The sequence below is a fragment of the uncultured Agrococcus sp. genome (genome assembly GCF_945915485.1).
GTDB lineage: Bacteria > Actinomycetota > Actinomycetes > Actinomycetales > Microbacteriaceae > Agrococcus.
The window spans coordinates 1-15,821 of the sequence record NZ_CAMEFJ010000061.1 but is presented as its reverse complement, the minus strand read 5'-3'; the positions used below and the strand labels follow the sequence as shown (position 1 = coordinate 15,821).

Sequence of the window (15,821 nt, the reverse complement as noted above, 5' to 3'; positions counted from 1 at the left end):
AAACTTGAGAACCGCGCCACCGCAAGGAAGCTGCGCAACCGGCGGGTGTCCATCCTGACCCTCCATCACTTATCGGAATACTCGATAGGGGACATCGTAGATCATCGTTGGACGTGATGAGTGGTTCCAGTCAGAGTTGAAGCATGGATATTGATGACACACCAGGTCGAACCCATGGCCGAGGAGCGAGAACGACGGGCAAGGAGCCCTCCCCGGGTCGAGCCTCAGTTGATGGTACGGTGACCCGCTGCGGGAGTCTCGTGATGCTGCTGGTAGTAACCTTTCTGGCTTTCGTGAGCTATGCGGCTCTGTTGCCGGTGGTTCCCCTGTGGGCTGCCCACGGTGGTGCGGCCAGTGCCGTGGTTGGCAGCACCACAGGTGTCATGATGGGCGCAACTGTGCTCGCCCAATGCGCAGCACCAGTCCTGTTCAAGTACTTGGGACTACGTCAGATGACAATGATCGGTGCCGTCTTGCTGGGAGGTCCCACACCGTTATACATCCTCTCTGATGGGGCAGCTTGGATTCTAAGCATTACGGCCGTCAGGGGATTGGGCTTCGCCCTGGTGGTGATCTCCGGCGCCACACTGGTTGTTGTGCTTTCCCGAGGTGGCAGGTTGGCCTCTTCGGCATCACTCTATGGAGCTGCCGCTGCGTTACCGAATATCGGGGCTTTGGCCGGCGGGGTGTGGGCAGCAGATACGTGGGGATTCTCGACAGTGTTCTGGACTACGGGTCTTGCTAGCATCGCAGCTGCTTTCCTGGCAATCTGGTTACCTGCTCGTACACGAGGCAACTTCACCATGATCGGCCTCTCGGAGATTGGGCGCATCGCCGCCCCAGCAAGCATCTTCCTGCTCACCGCCGCTGGGTTCGGGGCAATGACCACGTTCCTACCGGTTGCTGGCCCCACCGCAGTAGAAGCATCGTGGGTGCTGTTGACCGCCTCGCTCGCATTGATCGCCGGACGCCTAGCGGCAGGCATGCTCGGAGACCGCATCGGTGGCGGGCGAGTGCTCATCACGACAGTGCTGATCACAGGGCTCGGTCTCGCGCTGATCTCACAAGCACTGCCACACCAGTCAGCACTGCTGATCACTGGTGCCTGCCTGCTGGGGCTAGGTTTTGGTGCCGGGCAAAACGACTCATTCGTGGTCATCGTCCAGCGACTAGGACCAGAAAGATCAGCAACGGCAAGCACGCTCTGGAACATGGCCTACGACGGTGGACTCGGACTCGGAGCCATCACCCTCGGGTGGGTCATCGGATCCACCGGCTACGCCGACGCGTTCCTCATCGCAGCATTCGCAATCGCTTTATTCGGACTCCTCATCCATCTCATCGCGCCAGGACACAGGACACGCCGATGAGAACACTCACGGGCGTCCGAACGCGGAATGCAGGCACTGCACGAGCCTTACCTCACAGGTAATCGACACGACTCATAGTCTGGAAGACATGAACGAACATTACACGGTGGGAGGCCTGGTTCGACAGTGGCGTCAGCGCCGTCGTCGTTCTCAGCTCGAGTTGTCCATTGCTGCTGACGTCTCAACGAGACACCTGAGTTTCATCGAAACGGGACGGGCCCAGCCCAGTCGGAAGATGATTGACCGCTTGTGTGACGAGCTCGATGTGCCTCTACGGCAGCGCAACAGTTTCCATTTGTCAGCCGGATTCGCCCCAGCCCACTCCGAACACGCTCTCGACGATCTCGGCGCGGCGACTGAGGCGGTTCAGGCAGTGCTCGCCGGACACCAACCCAACCCGGCGGTTGCGATCAACGCCAGTTGGGACTTGCTGGCAGCTAATGACGCCATGTGGAGGATTCTCGCGGCCATGCCAGAACCACTTCGTGAACCGAAGACGAATATGTTCCGCGCCACCATGCATCCTGACGGAGTGTCAAATTCACACTGCCATCTGGCCAACCATGCGCAGTGGCGCGAGTTAACTCTGCGAAGGGTTCGCCGTCAGTATGAAAGGACAGCTGACCCCTCGGTGAAAGACTTACTCAGCGAACTTGAGAGTTATCCAGTGCCTTCGGAACCATCTGAGCATGTACCTGGTCAACAAACCGACCTTGCGACCCCGATGCTACTCAACACCGACTTCGGGCAGCTCTCACTCCTATATACGGTCACAGTCTTCGGCTCCCCGCGAGATGTCACAATAGACGAGATAGCCATCGAGACATTCTTCCCGGCAAACAGCGCAACACGGCAGGTGCTGACTCATCTTGCCCAAGGTGAACCCCAGCTCTAATGCGTGCCAACAGTGTCTGTAAACCGAGTTCGAGGCTGTCAAGCTCACCCACCCTGCAGATCTGTGCGCGCGAAGACGGTGAGCGTCTCGGTGCGGCAAAGTGTCGCGGCAGCATCGATGCCACGAGACGAGAGCAGTACAGCAGCCGTGGCGAAAGGCCCGAGTCTTCAGGGGGAACCGTTCCCTCATCTCTCCGCTTCTATCCAACTCCACTGTGTGGGATCACACCTGCAAGTTAGGCCAACGGTTGCGTGAAGCATGTTTCAAGTAGCGCATTCGCTAACCCTCGTTAGGACATCTGCCAGCGCTCACCAGTAAGCCATCAGGGGCAGTAGGACAGTGAGCTCCAGCGCGACCTTAGTAGTCGCGAACACATGAATGATCAGCGCAGAATCAAGTGCTCGCGACATGCTTACCCACCGGGTAATCGACGGGGGTGCAAGCAGGCAAAGACAATCGAAACGACAGGAAATACCAGTTTCTTGTCCTCGACAGACCACACTTCACGAAGGAGCAACATGCATCTGTTCGATGACACCCACATTGACCCGGCACGATTCATCGCCCAGTTCCAGGAGGGCCTTCATCACGCTGTCGTCGCAGATGATGAGGACCTTGCGACCGTGATTGACCGTTTCCACTCACCTGATATTCGACTAAGCGCTGACGGGCACGTGATGGATCGGGAGAAACTCCTGGCCCATTGCCGACCGATTCGTAAGACGAAACCAACTAACCGAGTCGAGGTCTTCGAGGCCATTGCAGAAGGCGATTTTCTCGCTGCTAGGTTCTGTATGCATGTCAATCGTCCCCGTGGCGATCAGATGGACCACATGGCAATCCATGTGAATCTCTTCGGCCGATTTACCTCCGACGGCAGAATGCGACAGACGGACATGCTGACACGAATGGAAACCCCTTCCGAATCCGCGTCTGATGGTGAGAGCGGGTCATGACGATAGAGCAGTCATATACCGTAGTCGGAATGGCCTGTAGTCACTGCGAAAAGTTCGTCACCGAGGAACTGCAAAGCCTCGATGGCATTGAATCAGTCGTGGTTGATGTCGCAGGCGACTCAGTGACTGTGACTAGTAGTCAACGACTCGATTTTCCGACAATCGCCCAGGCCGTCGATAGAGCAGGGTACGAGCTCACTGAGCAAACGGGTCTGCTGTAGGGACAGGTGGCAGTTCGGTTTAGGCCGCGAGGGTCAGATTCTCGTCCATGATGCTCTCGAATTCGACGGGCGTCAAACGGCCCTGGCGAGGCTGCCGACGTCGCCGGTGATAGGTCCGCTCGATCCAGGTCACGATCGCGGCGCACTGCTCTTTTCGGGCCGCCCAGGATCTCCGGTTGAGGACGTTCTTCTGCAGCAGGCTGAAATGCTTCCCATCGCGGCGTTGTCACCGCAGGACGCGACTCGCCCCATTGACACGACCTGGCCATGACGAGCCAAGGAACGACGGAATTTCCGGCCTCTGAACTGTGAACCGCCGCGGGGTTTCCGGGGGCTTCATTCGTTGGAAGGATGAAGAGTATGGGTATGCCGAGTAAGTATCCGAGGGGGTTGTGGGAGCGGGCGGTCAGGGTGGTGACCGAGTCGTTGGAGAGGAACGAGTATCCGAGTGAGTTCGAGGCGATTCGTACGATCGCGGGCAAGCTCGGTATTGGGTCGCCGGAGACGTTGCGGAAATGGGTGCGTCGGGCGGAGATCGATGCCGGTGGCCGTCCCGGGAACACCACGCAGGAGTTGGCGGAGATTCGCGAGTTGAAGAAGGAAGTCGCTGAGCTACGGCGGGTGAATGAGATCTTGAAGTCGGCGTCGGCTGTCTTCGCGGCGGAGCCAGATCGCCCACCAAAGTATTGATTGCGTTTATTGACGAGCATCGTCACGGGTTCGGGGTCGAGTCAATCTGTCGTGTGCTGACCGAGCATGGGGTCAGTATTGCCCCGTCGACGTATTACGACGCTCGCAGCTGGCCACGACGTGGCCAGGTGCACGGTCGAACGGCTCATGCGGTGCAATGGCTGGGTGGGCACCACCAGGGGCAAGTGTGTCCGCACCACGACACCAAACCCGGCCGACCACCGACCGACCGATCTGGTCGACCGGGTCTTCGCCGCTATGGTGCCGAATCAGCTCTGGGTTGCTGATTTCACCTATGTGCCGACCTGGTCAGGTATGGTCTAGGTCGCCTTCATTCTGGATGTGTTCTCCCGCCGGATCGTGGGCTGGAGAGCTGCGACACGGACGGCCACGGAACTCGTGCTCGATACCCTCGAGCACGCGATCTGGATTCGCTGGCGTGGGTCGACTGGTTCAATACCAAGCGACCCCACGAATCGATCGACGACCTCACACCAGTAGAGGCTGAACGCGTCTACGATGAAACAAGAAACCGTCTCCACTCAGTCGGGCAGAGACACCAAACGAAGTGACCGGGATCACCGGGGCGATTCAAGGCGCAGCGAGTGCGTCTGCGAGGGCGGCGATCCTGCCTGCCTGGTAGTGGGCGAGGGCCAGGACGTCGTCGCTGGGCGGACCATCGCCGACGATGGCGCTGACTCCATAGGGGTTGCCTCCGGCGGCGTGGGAGAGGTCGTAGTCGACGTATCCTGTGGGGACGATGATCGTTCCCCAGTGGAACAGCGTGTGATACATCGCCAAGAGCGTTGATTCCTGCCCCCCGTGGCGTTCATCGCTACTGGTGAACCCGGTTGCAGGCTTGCCCGCCAGATGCCCTTCACCCCAGACGCCGCTGGTGGTGTCCATGAACTGCTTCAACTGCGCGGCGGGCTGGCCGAACCGTGTCGGAGCGCCGAGCACGAACCCGTCGGCCCAAACGAGGTCGTCGGGGGTGGCGGTCTCGATGTGCTCGGTCGCTCTCAGGTGCGCAGACCATTCCGGGTTGCGCTCGATGACTTCCGCGGGCGCGATCTCCGCGACGCGGCGCAGCCGCACTTCAGCCCCGGCCTCAGATGCTCCGGCGGCGAAGGCCCCGGCGATGGTGTGGTTCGCCCCGGTGGACGAGTAGTAGATGATGGCGATGCGTGCCATGCGCAACCTCCTGCATTAGTAGAATGGTATTGCACTATAGCATGGTGTAAAGTTAGAGTAAGCGAAACTGGAGGTGAGGGTCGGTGGCAGCAAAGGGTAGACCCCGGGACGAGGCGGCACGGGAGCGCATCGTCACCGCGGCGACGGCGCTGTTCGTGCGCGACGGGTATGTGGCGACCACGATCGGCGCGATCGCAGAACAGGCACAAGTCGCGGTCAAAACGATCTACGCTGCCTATGGCAACAAACTCGGCGTCCTCTCCGCTGCCCATGACCGGGCCGTCGCCGGAGGCGGAGAGTCGATACCGTTGCTCGAACACCCTTGGGTTCGAGCCCTCACCAAAGCGGAATCACCGCAAGAAGCCTGGGCAGAGGCAGTGAACAAGCTAGCCGAGTCCACTGCTCGCGTCGCACCTATCCTGGCGGTGAGTCACCAAGCGGCGGCCGACCCTGGCATTGCCGACCTGTTGACAGATCTCCGGCAGCAGCGTTATCTGTTCAGCTTTGGCCTCGCCCGCATTCTGCTCGATCTGCCCGGAGGCGACCGAGAAGCGTCCGGCCGTGTCGCCGATGTTATCTACGCGACCATGAGCGTCGAATCCTACACCTTGTTCGTTACCGAACGAGGATGGACGCTCGGCCAATGGCGCAACTGGGCACACGACACCGTCGCGAGAGAAAACATCGCGGGGCCGCTCTGAGGCCCCTCTCCATGGGGAGTAGGCATGCTTGGGCAGCTGGGGGAACAAGCGCACAGATCTACGCCCATCGCAGGACCCTGGTTGATGCATATCTGCATCCTGAACTCTCCCGAGTTTAATTTCGCATGCTCTTGAGTTTATTGAATGTCATCATGTCGAATTGGATTGATTTCGCGTTGTATGAGCGCGCTGTCCGTCTCGTGCGCGAGCACCGTGTCGAGTATCTCTCAAATGCGAGAGCCCTCGCTGCTGTTGCCCGTCAGGAAGGCGTCGGGGCGCAGTCGCTGCACCGGTGGGTGGTGCGGACCGATATCGACGCGGGTGACCGCGACGGGCGGACGAGTGTAGAGCACGAGAGCGTCTTTGTTCAAAAACGGCGACGTTCCCGGTTCGAGCTCCACTCTGGCTTCCGTCACCGCGCTTCCGGCACAGCCATCATCTGAGAGTCCCGCCGTTGGCGCGCGGGCACTTCCTGCACTATTTGCGAGTCCGTATCAACCCGAGACGCGGATCAGCAGATGCTCGTTCAGATTTTTCCGCGCTGCCTTGCCCTGTTCTGCCAGGGGCTCGAGATGCCCCGCTGTGACCAGGGCTTCCATGATGGCCCAGATGAGTTCATGAGCCACGATGAGTGTGCACTCTTGAGGGGTAGCATCCGGAAAGTCTGCCAGGAGCTCCTGCGCCTGTGGGCTAACTCTGATGGTCTCAGCGATGATCTCGGCGATGGTCGTACTGTGAAGATGGAGCGCGTCGCTCCTGTCGGTCTCGAGAACTGGAATCTTGCTCTGCCTCGTGGGGTTGTTAAGCAGATTCTGGGTTGCTTCGGAATGCGCGACTTCCCATAGAGCCTCGCGGGTGCTTTCAGTCCAGATCATGATGAGTGTGCTGGCTTCGCCTGGGAGCTCATTCACGCCCGCGCCGGCTGGGATTGGGGGATGGATCGCCCAAAATGCACCGTTCCACAAAGGCCTCTTTAGCGTTAGCTCGGTCGTCGGGACCATGTCAGCAGCGCGCAGCTGCTCCCACAGCAGTCCATCGACAGCGTGGCCGAAAACCACCGCGTAGTCATGTCCGGGGTGTCCACGGCGCTGCAGCTCCTCGCGGATCCCTCGGACTTCAGCGATCATCCTGTGCGCAAGGCCAGCGGCCGCCAACTGAATTTTCTCGCGCAACGGGCCCATGACCTCGGGCCCCACCACCGGAAAAGCTGTGGTGATCCGGTCATCCTCTACCCTGATGAGGTCATACAGCTGCAGGAGTTTCAGTTGGCTCTGCGAGGGGATGACCCCGTTCTCCTTCAGCTGAGGCAGCGTGATACCGCGCCTTGCTGCATAGAGGATACTGCCGTTGTTATCCATGGCAATGACTCCGTGCGGGGTGCTGCGGGCTCCGAGTGCGAAAGCGTGGAGCCCCCACTCGACGAGGTCGTTTGGTTCTCGTTGATTGGGACTGGGAGGCATTATCGCATTATGCCCGAAGAGTAGGGCGCAGAGGGTCGCTGCGCGCGGCGTATGCCAGTTGCTGGCTCACCGCTCCACGCTGCATGCCGATGCGCTGCGCAAGCCGAGCGGATGCCTCGTTGCGGGCATCCGTCTGGGCCGCGACCGATGAAGTCTCTGCCGCTCGAAAACCACGTCGAGCACAGGGCGGACACCGCAGAAGCCATACTCGATGCAGGTTTTCGCGCACTGCTTCGACAATAGTGTGGCCGAGGGTCGAAGCTCGCTGCGACGTCAGACATTGATTCATGCACCCGATTCGCATGCGTTCTGCAGCCATGTCAGCATGTGATTTCACCGCCGATGCGTAGCCGCGAGATAGTCTGCGAAATTTTCCCCTGAATCGGGAATAGTTCTGGCGGACTCTTAGTTGTTTAAATTTGAAACAGCTCTTCAGAGACTTTAATGGAGGAAATCATGCAGAACATCGCCGGTTACCAGCCTGGAACATACGTCATCGACCCCGTGCACTCGAGCATCGAGTTCTCGATTCGCCACATGATGGTGGCGAAGGTCAAGGGGCAGTTCGTCGACTTCGAAGGCGAAATCGTCCTCGCCGACGACCAGGCCGACTCGAGCGTGTCAGCCACGATCGATCCTTCGAGCATCGACACGAGGAACGCCGATCGCGACGCTCACCTGCGCTCCGGCGACTTCTTCGCAACCGACGAGTTCCCGAAGTGGACGTTCGTCTCCACCGGTGTGCGCGCAGAGGGAGACGACTACGTCGTGACGGGTGACATGCAGATCCGCGGCATCACGAAGTCGATCGAGATGAAGCTCGAATTCGGCGGTATCGGTGCCGACGTGGCCGGCGCTGTTCGGGCCGGAGCGACGGCCACGACCGTCATCAAGCGAAGCGACTTCGACATCACCTTCAACACGACGCTCGAAACCGGTGGGGTCATGCTGGGCGAGGATGTCACTATCACGATCGACATCTCCGCAGTCAAGCAGTAGGCGCCGAATGCCGGGGGAGGGGTCGTCGTGGTCCCTCCCTTTCGCGTGGCAGGGCTACACGGTGACGAACGCCTGGATCGCCTCGTCGAGCGACCAGAACGTGCCCATCGGCACCTTCCGGGGTGTGCGTCCGAGCATGCGGGATGCAACGAACCGCGCATCCGTGCCGTTGCGCTCGACCGTGATGTGGCCGAGCAGGGTGCCGCGTTTGGAAGAAACACGCCAAAGTCCATTGCGTACTTCAACAGCCCGGAGCCCAAAGTGCGCAGGTAGCGCCGCCTGTTGTCTCGGGATCATCAGTTGCATTGCTACGCTCCTTTCTAGGTGTTGCACACGGTATGCGGCACCTCTGACACGAGTGGAGGACAACCGTGAAAGAGTACGTACTTGCCGGCGGATGCTTCTGGTGCCTGGATGCCGCCTACCGCGTCGTAGACGGCGTCGAGGAAATCGTCTCCGGGTACACGGGAGGCACATCGCCGAACCCCACGTACGAGCAAGTGTGCACTGGGCAGACAGGTCATGCCGAGGTCGTCAAGGTCGTCTTCGATGAGCAGCGAGTACCCGGCGATGTCGTGCTCGACATGTTCTTCACGATGCACGACCCGCGTCAGCTGAATCGACAGGGCAATGACGTCGGCACGCAGTATCGATCGGCCATGTTTCCCAGCGGAGCCGAACAGCTCGAAGAGTTCGAAGCCGCTATCGCTCGCGCCGATGAGACATGGGGAGGAGGGCTTGTCACGAAGATCGAACCCCTCACCGAGTTCTACCAGGCGGAGGAGTACCACCAGGACTTCTTCGCGAAGAATCCGACACAGGGATACTGCGTTGCGGTCGCCGGGCCGAAGATCCAGAAGATCCGGCAGGGATTCCGGCCCTACCTCAAGGCGTAAGCGCGCCTAACATCCAGGTTTTGTCCACAGCCGGGACTCCTGGCCCCCTGGCAAGCGCACTCCGTTCTGCACACTGTCGTCATGAAAGACATCATCACAGTGGTCGGAAATGTCGCCACACAGCCCGAAGCAATCCAGACATCCACGAATAAGGCGCTCACGCGTATGCGTGTCGCGTCGCCGAAACGCCGATTCAACCCCGAGCGCAGTCAGTGGGAGGAAGTGTCAACGAACTGGTTCACAGTGCGCGCGTGGGGAAAGCTCGCCGAACACGTGAAAGCGAGTGTTCAGAAGGGGCAGCAGCTCATCGTGCAGGGTCGACTCAAGATCGAGACCAATAAGGCCGAGAACGGGACTACTTACACGAACGTCTCGATCGATGCCGACACCGTCGGAGTCTCACTCCAGTTCGGAACAGCGAGTTTTCAACGAGCGGCCACGACAACGGCGACAAGCGGTGAGAATGACTGGGCTCGCCCGGATGAAGCGGGAGAAGAGGATCGGGGTGATCCCGTTCCTGTCGGCGCCGAGGAGTCCCCGCCATTCTGATGACCGGCCGTCGCCAGGTATCCTGCAATATGTGCCTCGCAGACATCTTCTCCGTGCCGCGTCGTTGACGCTTGCTCTAGGTCTCGCCCTCACCGGTTGTTCGCTCTTCGAGTCCGAGCCGCCAGAGACGCCGACGCCGACTCCTTCGCCAACGCCGAGTTCGGAGGAGCCCATTGACCCTGACAGCCCGGAGGGGCGTCAGATCGAGTTCGACCGGGCCCTGGAAGACGCCTGGGATGAAAATTCTCCGGTTGATCGAGACGGATATATTGAAGCGCTCGTCGACGCAGGCTTCGACAAGGACGACATGGAGGCGACGAGCGACACCGACAGCCTCGGCGGCACGGTCGCGCAAATCGAGATCTCCGTACGTCTCGGTGACACTTGCATCGTGGGCCAGGCCGGAGAGGAAGGCACGCACTCGGTGTTGGCGCCGCCACTCCAGAACGGCGAGTGTCTCGTCGGCAACACTCCTCCCATAGACTAAGAGATATGGCCGAATACGTCTTTTCGATGGTGCGCGCCCGCAAAAAGGTGGGCGACAAAGTAATTCTCGACGATGTCACGACCGCGATCCTTCCGGGCGCGAAGATCGGTGTCGTCGGACCGAACGGTGCCGGTAAGTCGACGATCCTGAAGATCATCGCGGGCCTCGACCAGCCGTCCAACGGCGAAGCGACGCTTGCGCCGGGATACTCGGTCGGCATTCTGATGCAGGAGCCGAAGCTCGACGAGTCGAAAACGGTGCTCGAGAACGTGCAGGAAGCGTTCGGCGAGCTGAAGGCGAAGGTCGATCGCTTCAACGAGATCTCCGCCGAGATGGCAGACCCGAACGCCGACTTCGACGCGCTCATGTCCGAAATGGGCAAGCTGCAGGAGCAGATCGACGCTGCCGATGCCTGGGATCTCGATTCGCAGCTCGAGCAGGCTATGGACGCTCTTCGCTGCCCACCGGGGGACTGGCCCGTCACGACGCTCTCGGGAGGTGAACGCCGCCGAGTCGCGCTCTGCAAGCTCCTGCTCGAGAAGCCCGACCTGCTGCTCCTGGACGAGCCGACGAACCACCTCGATGCCGAAAGCGTGCAGTGGCTCGAACAGCACCTCGCGAAGTATCCGGGTGCGGTCATGGCCGTGACGCACGACCGCTACTTCCTCGACCACGTCGCCACCTGGATCTGCGAGGTCGACCGCGGGCGCCTCTACCCGTACGAGGGCAATTACTCGACGTATCTCGAGAAGAAGAAGGAACGCCTCCAGGTCCAGGGCAAGAAGGACGCCAAGCTCGCAAAGCGACTCTCCGAGGAACTCGAGTGGGTTCGCTCGAATGCGAAGGGACGCCAGGCGAAGTCCAAAGCGCGTCTCGCGCGTTACGAGGAGATGGCCGCCGAGGCGGAGCGGACACGGAAGCTCGATTTCGAAGAGATCCAGATCCCGCCGGGCCCGCGCCTCGGATCGATCGTGCTGGAAGCGAGCGATCTCGAAAAGGGCTTCGACGACCGCAAGCTCATCGAGGGCCTCTCGTTCACCCTGCCTCGGAACGGCATCGTCGGCATCATCGGCCCCAACGGTGTCGGCAAGTCGACGCTCTTCAAGACGATCGTCGGCCTCGAGCCGCTCGATGGCGGCGACCTCAAGATCGGCGAGACCGTCAAGATCAGCTACGTGGATCAGGGGCGAGAGAACCTCGACCCCAACAAGACGCTGTGGGAGACCGTCTCAGAGGGCCACGACTTCATTCAGGTCGGCAACGTCGAGATCCCGTCGCGTGCCTACGTTTCGCAGTTCGGTTTCAAGGGGCCGGACCAGCAGAAGAAGGCCGGCGTGCTGTCGGGTGGTGAGCGCAACCGTCTCAACCTCGCGCTCACGCTCAAGCAGGGCGGCAACCTGCTGCTGCTGGACGAGCCGACGAACGACCTCGACGTCGAAACGCTCGGTAGCCTCGAGAACGCACTGTTGAACTTCCCCGGCTGTGCCGTGGTCATCACGCACGACCGGTGGTTCCTCGACCGCATCGCAACACACATCCTCGCGTATGAGGGCACCGATGAGAACCCCGCGAACTGGCACTGGTTCGAGGGTAACTTCGAGGCGTACGAGGCGAACAAGATCGATCGTCTTGGCCCTGAAGCGGCGCGTCCGAAGAGCTCGGTCTACCGCAAGCTCACGCGCGACTGATGCGAGAGACCGCGCATGTCCAGGTTCGCTGGGCGGACCTGGACGGCTACGGGCACGTCAACAACGCCGCGCTGTTCACGCTGCTCGAGGATGCGCGTGTGCAGACGCTGTGGGCGAGTGACGAGCTTGAGGCCGGGCCGATGGCGATTGTCGACGGCAGCCCGCGCGCGGAGAGCTGGACCGTGATCGCCAGGCAGGAGGCGGAGTATCTCGGGCAGATTCCGCATCACCGGCGGCCACTGCAGATCGATGTCTGGATCGGCCGGCTTGGTGGTGCGAGCGTGCAGGTTTGCTACGAGGTGTTTTCACCGGATCGCTCTGAGCAGTATGCGAAAGCGGCGACCACCGTCGTGATGGTGGACGCGGCATCCGGTAGCCCGAGACGTCTGACGGAAGCCGAGCGAGCCGCTTGGGAACCGTACGTGGAAGATCCCATCGACTTTCGTCATCGGTGAACGTGGTCTGCTGCACGCGTGCTGAACAGGCGCTGTGCGCCTAGCGCCGCAGAGTGGACAGGGCGTACGGTTGCCGCATGATCACGAAAGACGACGGTGGTGTCGACCAGGTGGCGGCTTGGCTGCTCGATTCTGACCCTGCTCTGCGATGGCAGGTAGAGCGAGATCTGCTCGACCTGCCCGAGCCGGAGTGGCAGGCGACGCGATCGCGTGTTCCGGAGGAGGGATTCGCATCCCGCGTCCTGTCGAAGCAGGACGACGACGGTCAGTGGGCAGGCGGTGCCTACTTCCCGACTCGCCGGGAACTGGGAGTCGAGGTCGTCGGGAGCCCTGAAGGGCAACCGTGGGTGGCCACGACCTGGGCGCTCAACGAGTTGCGCGAGTGGGGCGTCGATGCCGGCGTCCTCGGCGATACCGCGGAGCGCATCCGAGCGAACTCCCGTTGGGAATATGACGACCTTCCCTACTGGGGCGGCGAGGTCGACGTCTGCATTAACGCCTACACGTTAGCCAACGGGGCGTGGCTGGGCGTCGACGTGGCCTCGCTCGTGCAGTGGTTTCGCGAACATCAACTCGATGACGGCGGCTGGAACTGCGAGTGGGAGCACGGCTCGGTGCGGAGCTCCTTCCACTCGACTCTGAATGCGCTGATCGGCCTGCTGGATTACGAGCAGCGGACGGGAGATACCGGCGCGCGCAATGCGCGGCATCGAGGAGAGCAGTATTTCCTGGAGCGTCGGCTGATGCGACGCAAATCGACAGGGGAAACTGTCGGTTCATGGGTCGAAGACTTCATCTCTCCTCCCAGGCATCAGTACTCGGCGCTTCGATCGCTCGACTACTTCCGAGCCGCATGCGAGCGCGATGGAACTACACCGGATGGGCGATTGGCGGACGCGATCGAGCTAGTCAGATCCAAGCGGCAGCCTGACGGACGCTGGCTGCAGGGCAATTCGCTCGACGGGATCGTCTGGTCTGTCACCGACGTCTCGGAGGGCGAACCATCGAAGTGGATTACGCTGCAGGCGCTGCGGGTGCTGCGCTGGTGGGATGCTTCACAACACGCTGCCGAGTAGCTCAGCCGCTTGGGTCGAGATACACCGTGACCTCACTGCCGGAGATGTCCACGCGATACTCCGGCAGCGCTTCGAGCGCCGGCCCTGTGACGACGTCGCCGGTTGAAGTGTCGAACTCGGAGTTGTGGCACGGGCAATGGATGTTCTCGTCGTTCATGCGTACGAGGCATCCCTGATGCGTGCAGTGGCCGCTGAAGGCGTGCACCTCGGTTTCCGTGGGTCTTGTTACGATGACGGCGACCTGATCGATCTGCAGGGAGCCGCCACCACCGACGGGGATGTCGTCGAGCGGAATCGCGGTGCTGCCGTTCTCGCCGGAGGGCAACTCGACGAATTCCACTCCACCGGCGCAGGCCGCGAGCGTGAGAACTCCACCGGCAACGCACGCACCGATCGCGGCTCTGCGGGTGATCGCACCGCGCTCGGCCCCCGTGCTGCGCAGGATCTCTGCGCTCACTGCGACCGCTCCGGAATGCGGACCATGCCCTCCTGCGCGAACGATGCCACGTGCACGCCCTGCTGATTGAACACGCGGCAGTGCGCCAACCCTCGGCCGCCACCCGACGATGTCGTGTGCATGCGCAGCAGGAGCCATTCGTCGACCCGCGTTTTGCGGTGCCACCAAATCGCGTGATCGAGGCTGGCGACCTTGATGCCGGGTGTGAGCCAGTGCACCCTGTGTCGACGCAGCGTTGGTTCGAGGATTACGGTGTCGCTCATGTATGCGAGTGCCGCTCTGTGCAGGGCGTCGTCATCCGGTAGCGCTCGCTTCGCCTTCACCCAAACGTGCATGATGCCGCTATCGGGGTCGAAACGCTCGTTCGGAGCCCAGAGCGGGCCCTCGACGTGTCGGAAGTCGAACGCACGGCCCTCATCCCAGTGTCGCGCGATCGGGTGATCGAAACCCGTGAGGAACTCGCTGACCGGCGGCACGTCCTCGGGATCCGGCATGCCCTCCGGCATGGGCGACTGTGCCTCGGGGCCGCCGTCTTCGGACTGAAACGACGCGATCATCGACAGGATGGGCAGCCCGTTCTGGTACGCCTGCGTGCGTCTGGTGGCGAAGGAACGGCCATCGTGGATGCGGTCGACCGCGAACGTGATCGTCTTCTGCACGTCACCGGGCCGCAGGAAGTAGCCGTGCATCGAATGGATGCCGCGGCCGTCGTCGATGGTTCGCTGTGCCGCGACAGCCGCTTGCGCCATGACCTGGCCGCCGAAGACTCTGCCGTACGCCATCCAGTGGCTCTCACCAACGAAGATATCCTCCGTTGTGCGCGCCTCGGTCGAGGACAACTCGAGCACATCGAGCATCTGCTGCACCGGGTCTTCAGGGACATCGGGAATCTGGAGATCGGTCACTCAACCATCCTACGCGTTCGCGTTAGGCTCGAAGGGTGGGCAGCGTTTTCACTTTCTCGGATGCACGAACGCGCGACGATCTGGTCACCTTCCTGCAACGAGCTGCAACGTTCAGCGATCAGGGCGTGCGATTCGCGACGCATCCGGGGGTCGTCGTCGTGACGGTGCCCGTGACGGCGTCAGCCGGCATCATGGACCTCGGCTCGACGATCCTGGGTATTCGAGTCGTCCGGCTCGCCGAGTCGGCTCGGTTCGACGCCGTGTCTCCCATTGCTGCGACGGTCGAGGCTCTGCGGGCGGGGGCCGACCTCGAGATCCCGGATGCGGGCGCGCTGCCGGCCTGGGCATCCATTTCGCCGCCGCGAGGGGGATGGGAGCCGGTAGGAGCAACGAGCGCTGATGTGGTTCGCGCGGCTGCTGAAACGACGCAGAAGGAAGTCGCCCGATTGCTGCCGGACAGCCCTGGCGAGGCATTGATCCGTCGCATTCGACGCGAGGTGTGGAGTGATCCGGTGCACGCGATGCCGCATCTGACGAGGGGAGCAGCGGTCGCGCTCGACGGGCTGGGATTCCTTGGAGAAGACGATGTGCGAGTTTCCGTTGCCGGGCCATGGATCAGAGCCTCCACGCGGCTCGGCGATGTACTGGAGAAAGGCTAGTCTGGACCTCGTGGGCATCAGGTAACCGGGCGCAGGATGCGCCCGGCGCTGGCGTCGCGCGAGAGCCAGAAATGGCTCTCGCTTCAGTGCTCCAGCGCGCCTGCGGATCGGATTCTTGCGAGGCAGGGATCATCTATACGTATGCTCCCGCCCTATGACCTGTGTG

The 15,821-nt window shown here is 61.5% G+C and carries 18 protein-coding genes, 3 pseudogenes and 1 other annotated feature; of the genes and pseudogenes, 15 read left to right on the top strand and 6 right to left on the bottom strand.

Features of this window, described 5'->3' with window-relative positions; translation table 11 throughout:
- The first annotated feature begins 803 nt into the window (after positions 1-803).
- The 4 genes from Q0O95_RS10095 to Q0O95_RS10080 all read left to right on the top strand — a co-directional run bounded on the left by Q0O95_RS10095 (position 804) and on the right by Q0O95_RS10080 (position 3,442).
- Entirely contained in the window at positions 804-1,370 is a 567-nt protein-coding gene (locus Q0O95_RS10095; protein ID WP_293697975.1) for an MFS transporter, read from the top strand.
- An 88-nt stretch (positions 1,371-1,458) separates the two neighbouring features.
- Positions 1,459-2,265 (top strand): helix-turn-helix domain-containing protein, encoded by an 807-nt coding sequence (locus Q0O95_RS10090; RefSeq protein ID WP_293697973.1) that lies wholly within the window; start codon positions 1,459-1,461, stop codon positions 2,263-2,265.
- 518 nt (positions 2,266-2,783) lie between these two features.
- A complete protein-coding gene (locus tag Q0O95_RS10085) occupies positions 2,784-3,221 on the top strand; it encodes a nuclear transport factor 2 family protein (RefSeq protein WP_293697971.1) in 438 nt (145 codons plus the stop codon).
- On the top strand, positions 3,218-3,442 hold the full coding sequence (locus tag Q0O95_RS10080) for a heavy-metal-associated domain-containing protein (RefSeq protein WP_293697969.1): 225 nt from the start codon (positions 3,218-3,220) through the stop codon (positions 3,440-3,442). The genes Q0O95_RS10085 and Q0O95_RS10080 overlap by 4 nt, the downstream gene beginning before the upstream one ends.
- 19 nt (positions 3,443-3,461) lie before the next feature.
- On the opposite strand, the pseudogene Q0O95_RS10075 reads toward Q0O95_RS10080, so the two are convergent.
- Positions 3,462-3,757, bottom strand: a pseudogene (locus tag Q0O95_RS10075) (IS3 family transposase); the annotation flags it as partial.
- A gap of 45 nt (positions 3,758-3,802) precedes the next feature.
- On the opposite strand from Q0O95_RS10075, the pseudogene Q0O95_RS10070 reads away from it, so the two are divergent.
- Positions 3,803-4,704 (top strand): annotated as a pseudogene (locus tag Q0O95_RS10070) (DDE-type integrase/transposase/recombinase).
- Positions 4,090-4,218, top strand: a sequence feature (AL1L pseudoknot). (Overlaps the previous pseudogene by 129 nt.)
- A 19-nt stretch (positions 4,705-4,723) precedes the next feature.
- Here the strand turns inward: Q0O95_RS10070 and wrbA are convergent.
- Positions 4,724-5,323 carry an NAD(P)H:quinone oxidoreductase gene (wrbA, locus tag Q0O95_RS10065; protein WP_293697967.1) on the bottom strand — a complete coding sequence of 200 codons (600 nt, stop codon included), beginning with the start codon at positions 5,321-5,323 and terminating at the stop codon, positions 4,724-4,726.
- An 83-nt stretch (positions 5,324-5,406) separates the two neighbouring features.
- Between wrbA and Q0O95_RS10060 the strand changes: the two genes are divergently transcribed.
- Both Q0O95_RS10060 and Q0O95_RS10055 read left to right on the top strand, forming a co-directional pair.
- On the top strand, positions 5,407-6,024 hold the full coding sequence (locus Q0O95_RS10060; protein WP_293697965.1) for a TetR/AcrR family transcriptional regulator: 618 nt from the start codon (positions 5,407-5,409) through the stop codon (positions 6,022-6,024).
- A gap of 152 nt (positions 6,025-6,176) precedes the next feature.
- Positions 6,177-6,377: pseudogene (locus Q0O95_RS10055) on the top strand (IS3 family transposase); the annotation flags it as partial.
- Positions 6,378-6,518: 141 nt separating this feature from the next.
- Here the strand turns inward: Q0O95_RS10055 and Q0O95_RS10050 are convergent.
- Positions 6,519-7,382, bottom strand: coding sequence for a hypothetical protein (locus Q0O95_RS10050; protein WP_293697963.1), 864 nt, complete (start codon positions 7,380-7,382; stop codon positions 6,519-6,521).
- A 558-nt stretch (positions 7,383-7,940) separates the two neighbouring features.
- On the opposite strand from Q0O95_RS10050, the gene Q0O95_RS10045 reads away from it, so the two are divergent.
- A complete protein-coding gene (locus tag Q0O95_RS10045; protein ID WP_293697961.1) occupies positions 7,941-8,483 on the top strand; it encodes a YceI family protein in 543 nt (180 codons plus the stop codon).
- Positions 8,484-8,537: 54 nt separating this feature from the next.
- Here Q0O95_RS10045 and Q0O95_RS10040 read toward each other — a convergent pair whose 3' ends face one another.
- Complete coding sequence (locus Q0O95_RS10040) at positions 8,538-8,789, bottom strand: hypothetical protein (protein ID WP_293697959.1); 252 nt, start codon at positions 8,787-8,789, stop codon at positions 8,538-8,540.
- A gap of 65 nt (positions 8,790-8,854) precedes the next feature.
- Between Q0O95_RS10040 and msrA the strand changes: the two genes are divergently transcribed.
- The 6 genes from msrA to Q0O95_RS10010 all read left to right on the top strand — a co-directional run bounded on the left by msrA (position 8,855) and on the right by Q0O95_RS10010 (position 13,634).
- On the top strand, positions 8,855-9,379 hold the full coding sequence (gene msrA / locus Q0O95_RS10035) for a peptide-methionine (S)-S-oxide reductase MsrA (protein ID WP_293697957.1): 525 nt from the start codon (positions 8,855-8,857) through the stop codon (positions 9,377-9,379).
- 81 nt (positions 9,380-9,460) lie between these two features.
- Positions 9,461-9,928, top strand: coding sequence for a single-stranded DNA-binding protein (locus Q0O95_RS10030; RefSeq protein WP_293697955.1), 468 nt, complete (start codon positions 9,461-9,463; stop codon positions 9,926-9,928).
- Between the two features lie 31 nt (positions 9,929-9,959).
- Positions 9,960-10,415 (top strand): hypothetical protein, encoded by a 456-nt coding sequence (locus Q0O95_RS10025; protein ID WP_293697953.1) that lies wholly within the window; start codon positions 9,960-9,962, stop codon positions 10,413-10,415.
- Positions 10,416-10,420: 5 nt separating this feature from the next.
- Entirely contained in the window at positions 10,421-12,103 is a 1,683-nt protein-coding gene (ettA, locus tag Q0O95_RS10020; RefSeq protein ID WP_293697951.1) for an energy-dependent translational throttle protein EttA, read from the top strand.
- A complete protein-coding gene (locus Q0O95_RS10015; protein WP_293697949.1) occupies positions 12,103-12,558 on the top strand; it encodes a thioesterase family protein in 456 nt (151 codons plus the stop codon). The genes ettA and Q0O95_RS10015 overlap by 1 nt, the downstream gene beginning before the upstream one ends.
- A 77-nt stretch (positions 12,559-12,635) precedes the next feature.
- On the top strand, positions 12,636-13,634 hold the full coding sequence (locus tag Q0O95_RS10010; RefSeq protein WP_293697947.1) for a squalene cyclase: 999 nt from the start codon (positions 12,636-12,638) through the stop codon (positions 13,632-13,634).
- A gap of 1 nt (position 13,635) precedes the next feature.
- Here the strand turns inward: Q0O95_RS10010 and Q0O95_RS10005 are convergent, their stop codons facing one another.
- On the bottom strand, positions 13,636-14,091 hold the full coding sequence (locus tag Q0O95_RS10005; protein WP_293697945.1) for a Rieske (2Fe-2S) protein: 456 nt from the start codon (positions 14,089-14,091) through the stop codon (positions 13,636-13,638).
- Positions 14,088-14,948 (bottom strand): acyl-CoA thioesterase II, encoded by an 861-nt coding sequence (locus Q0O95_RS10000; RefSeq protein WP_293697977.1) that lies wholly within the window; start codon positions 14,946-14,948, stop codon positions 14,088-14,090. The genes Q0O95_RS10005 and Q0O95_RS10000 overlap by 4 nt, the downstream gene beginning before the upstream one ends.
- A gap of 83 nt (positions 14,949-15,031) precedes the next feature.
- Between Q0O95_RS10000 and Q0O95_RS09995 the strand changes: the two genes are divergently transcribed.
- Positions 15,032-15,655: a hypothetical protein gene (locus tag Q0O95_RS09995; RefSeq protein ID WP_293697943.1), complete on the top strand. Its 624-nt coding sequence runs from the start codon at positions 15,032-15,034 to the stop codon at positions 15,653-15,655.
- Positions 15,656-15,821 lie beyond the last annotated feature (166 nt).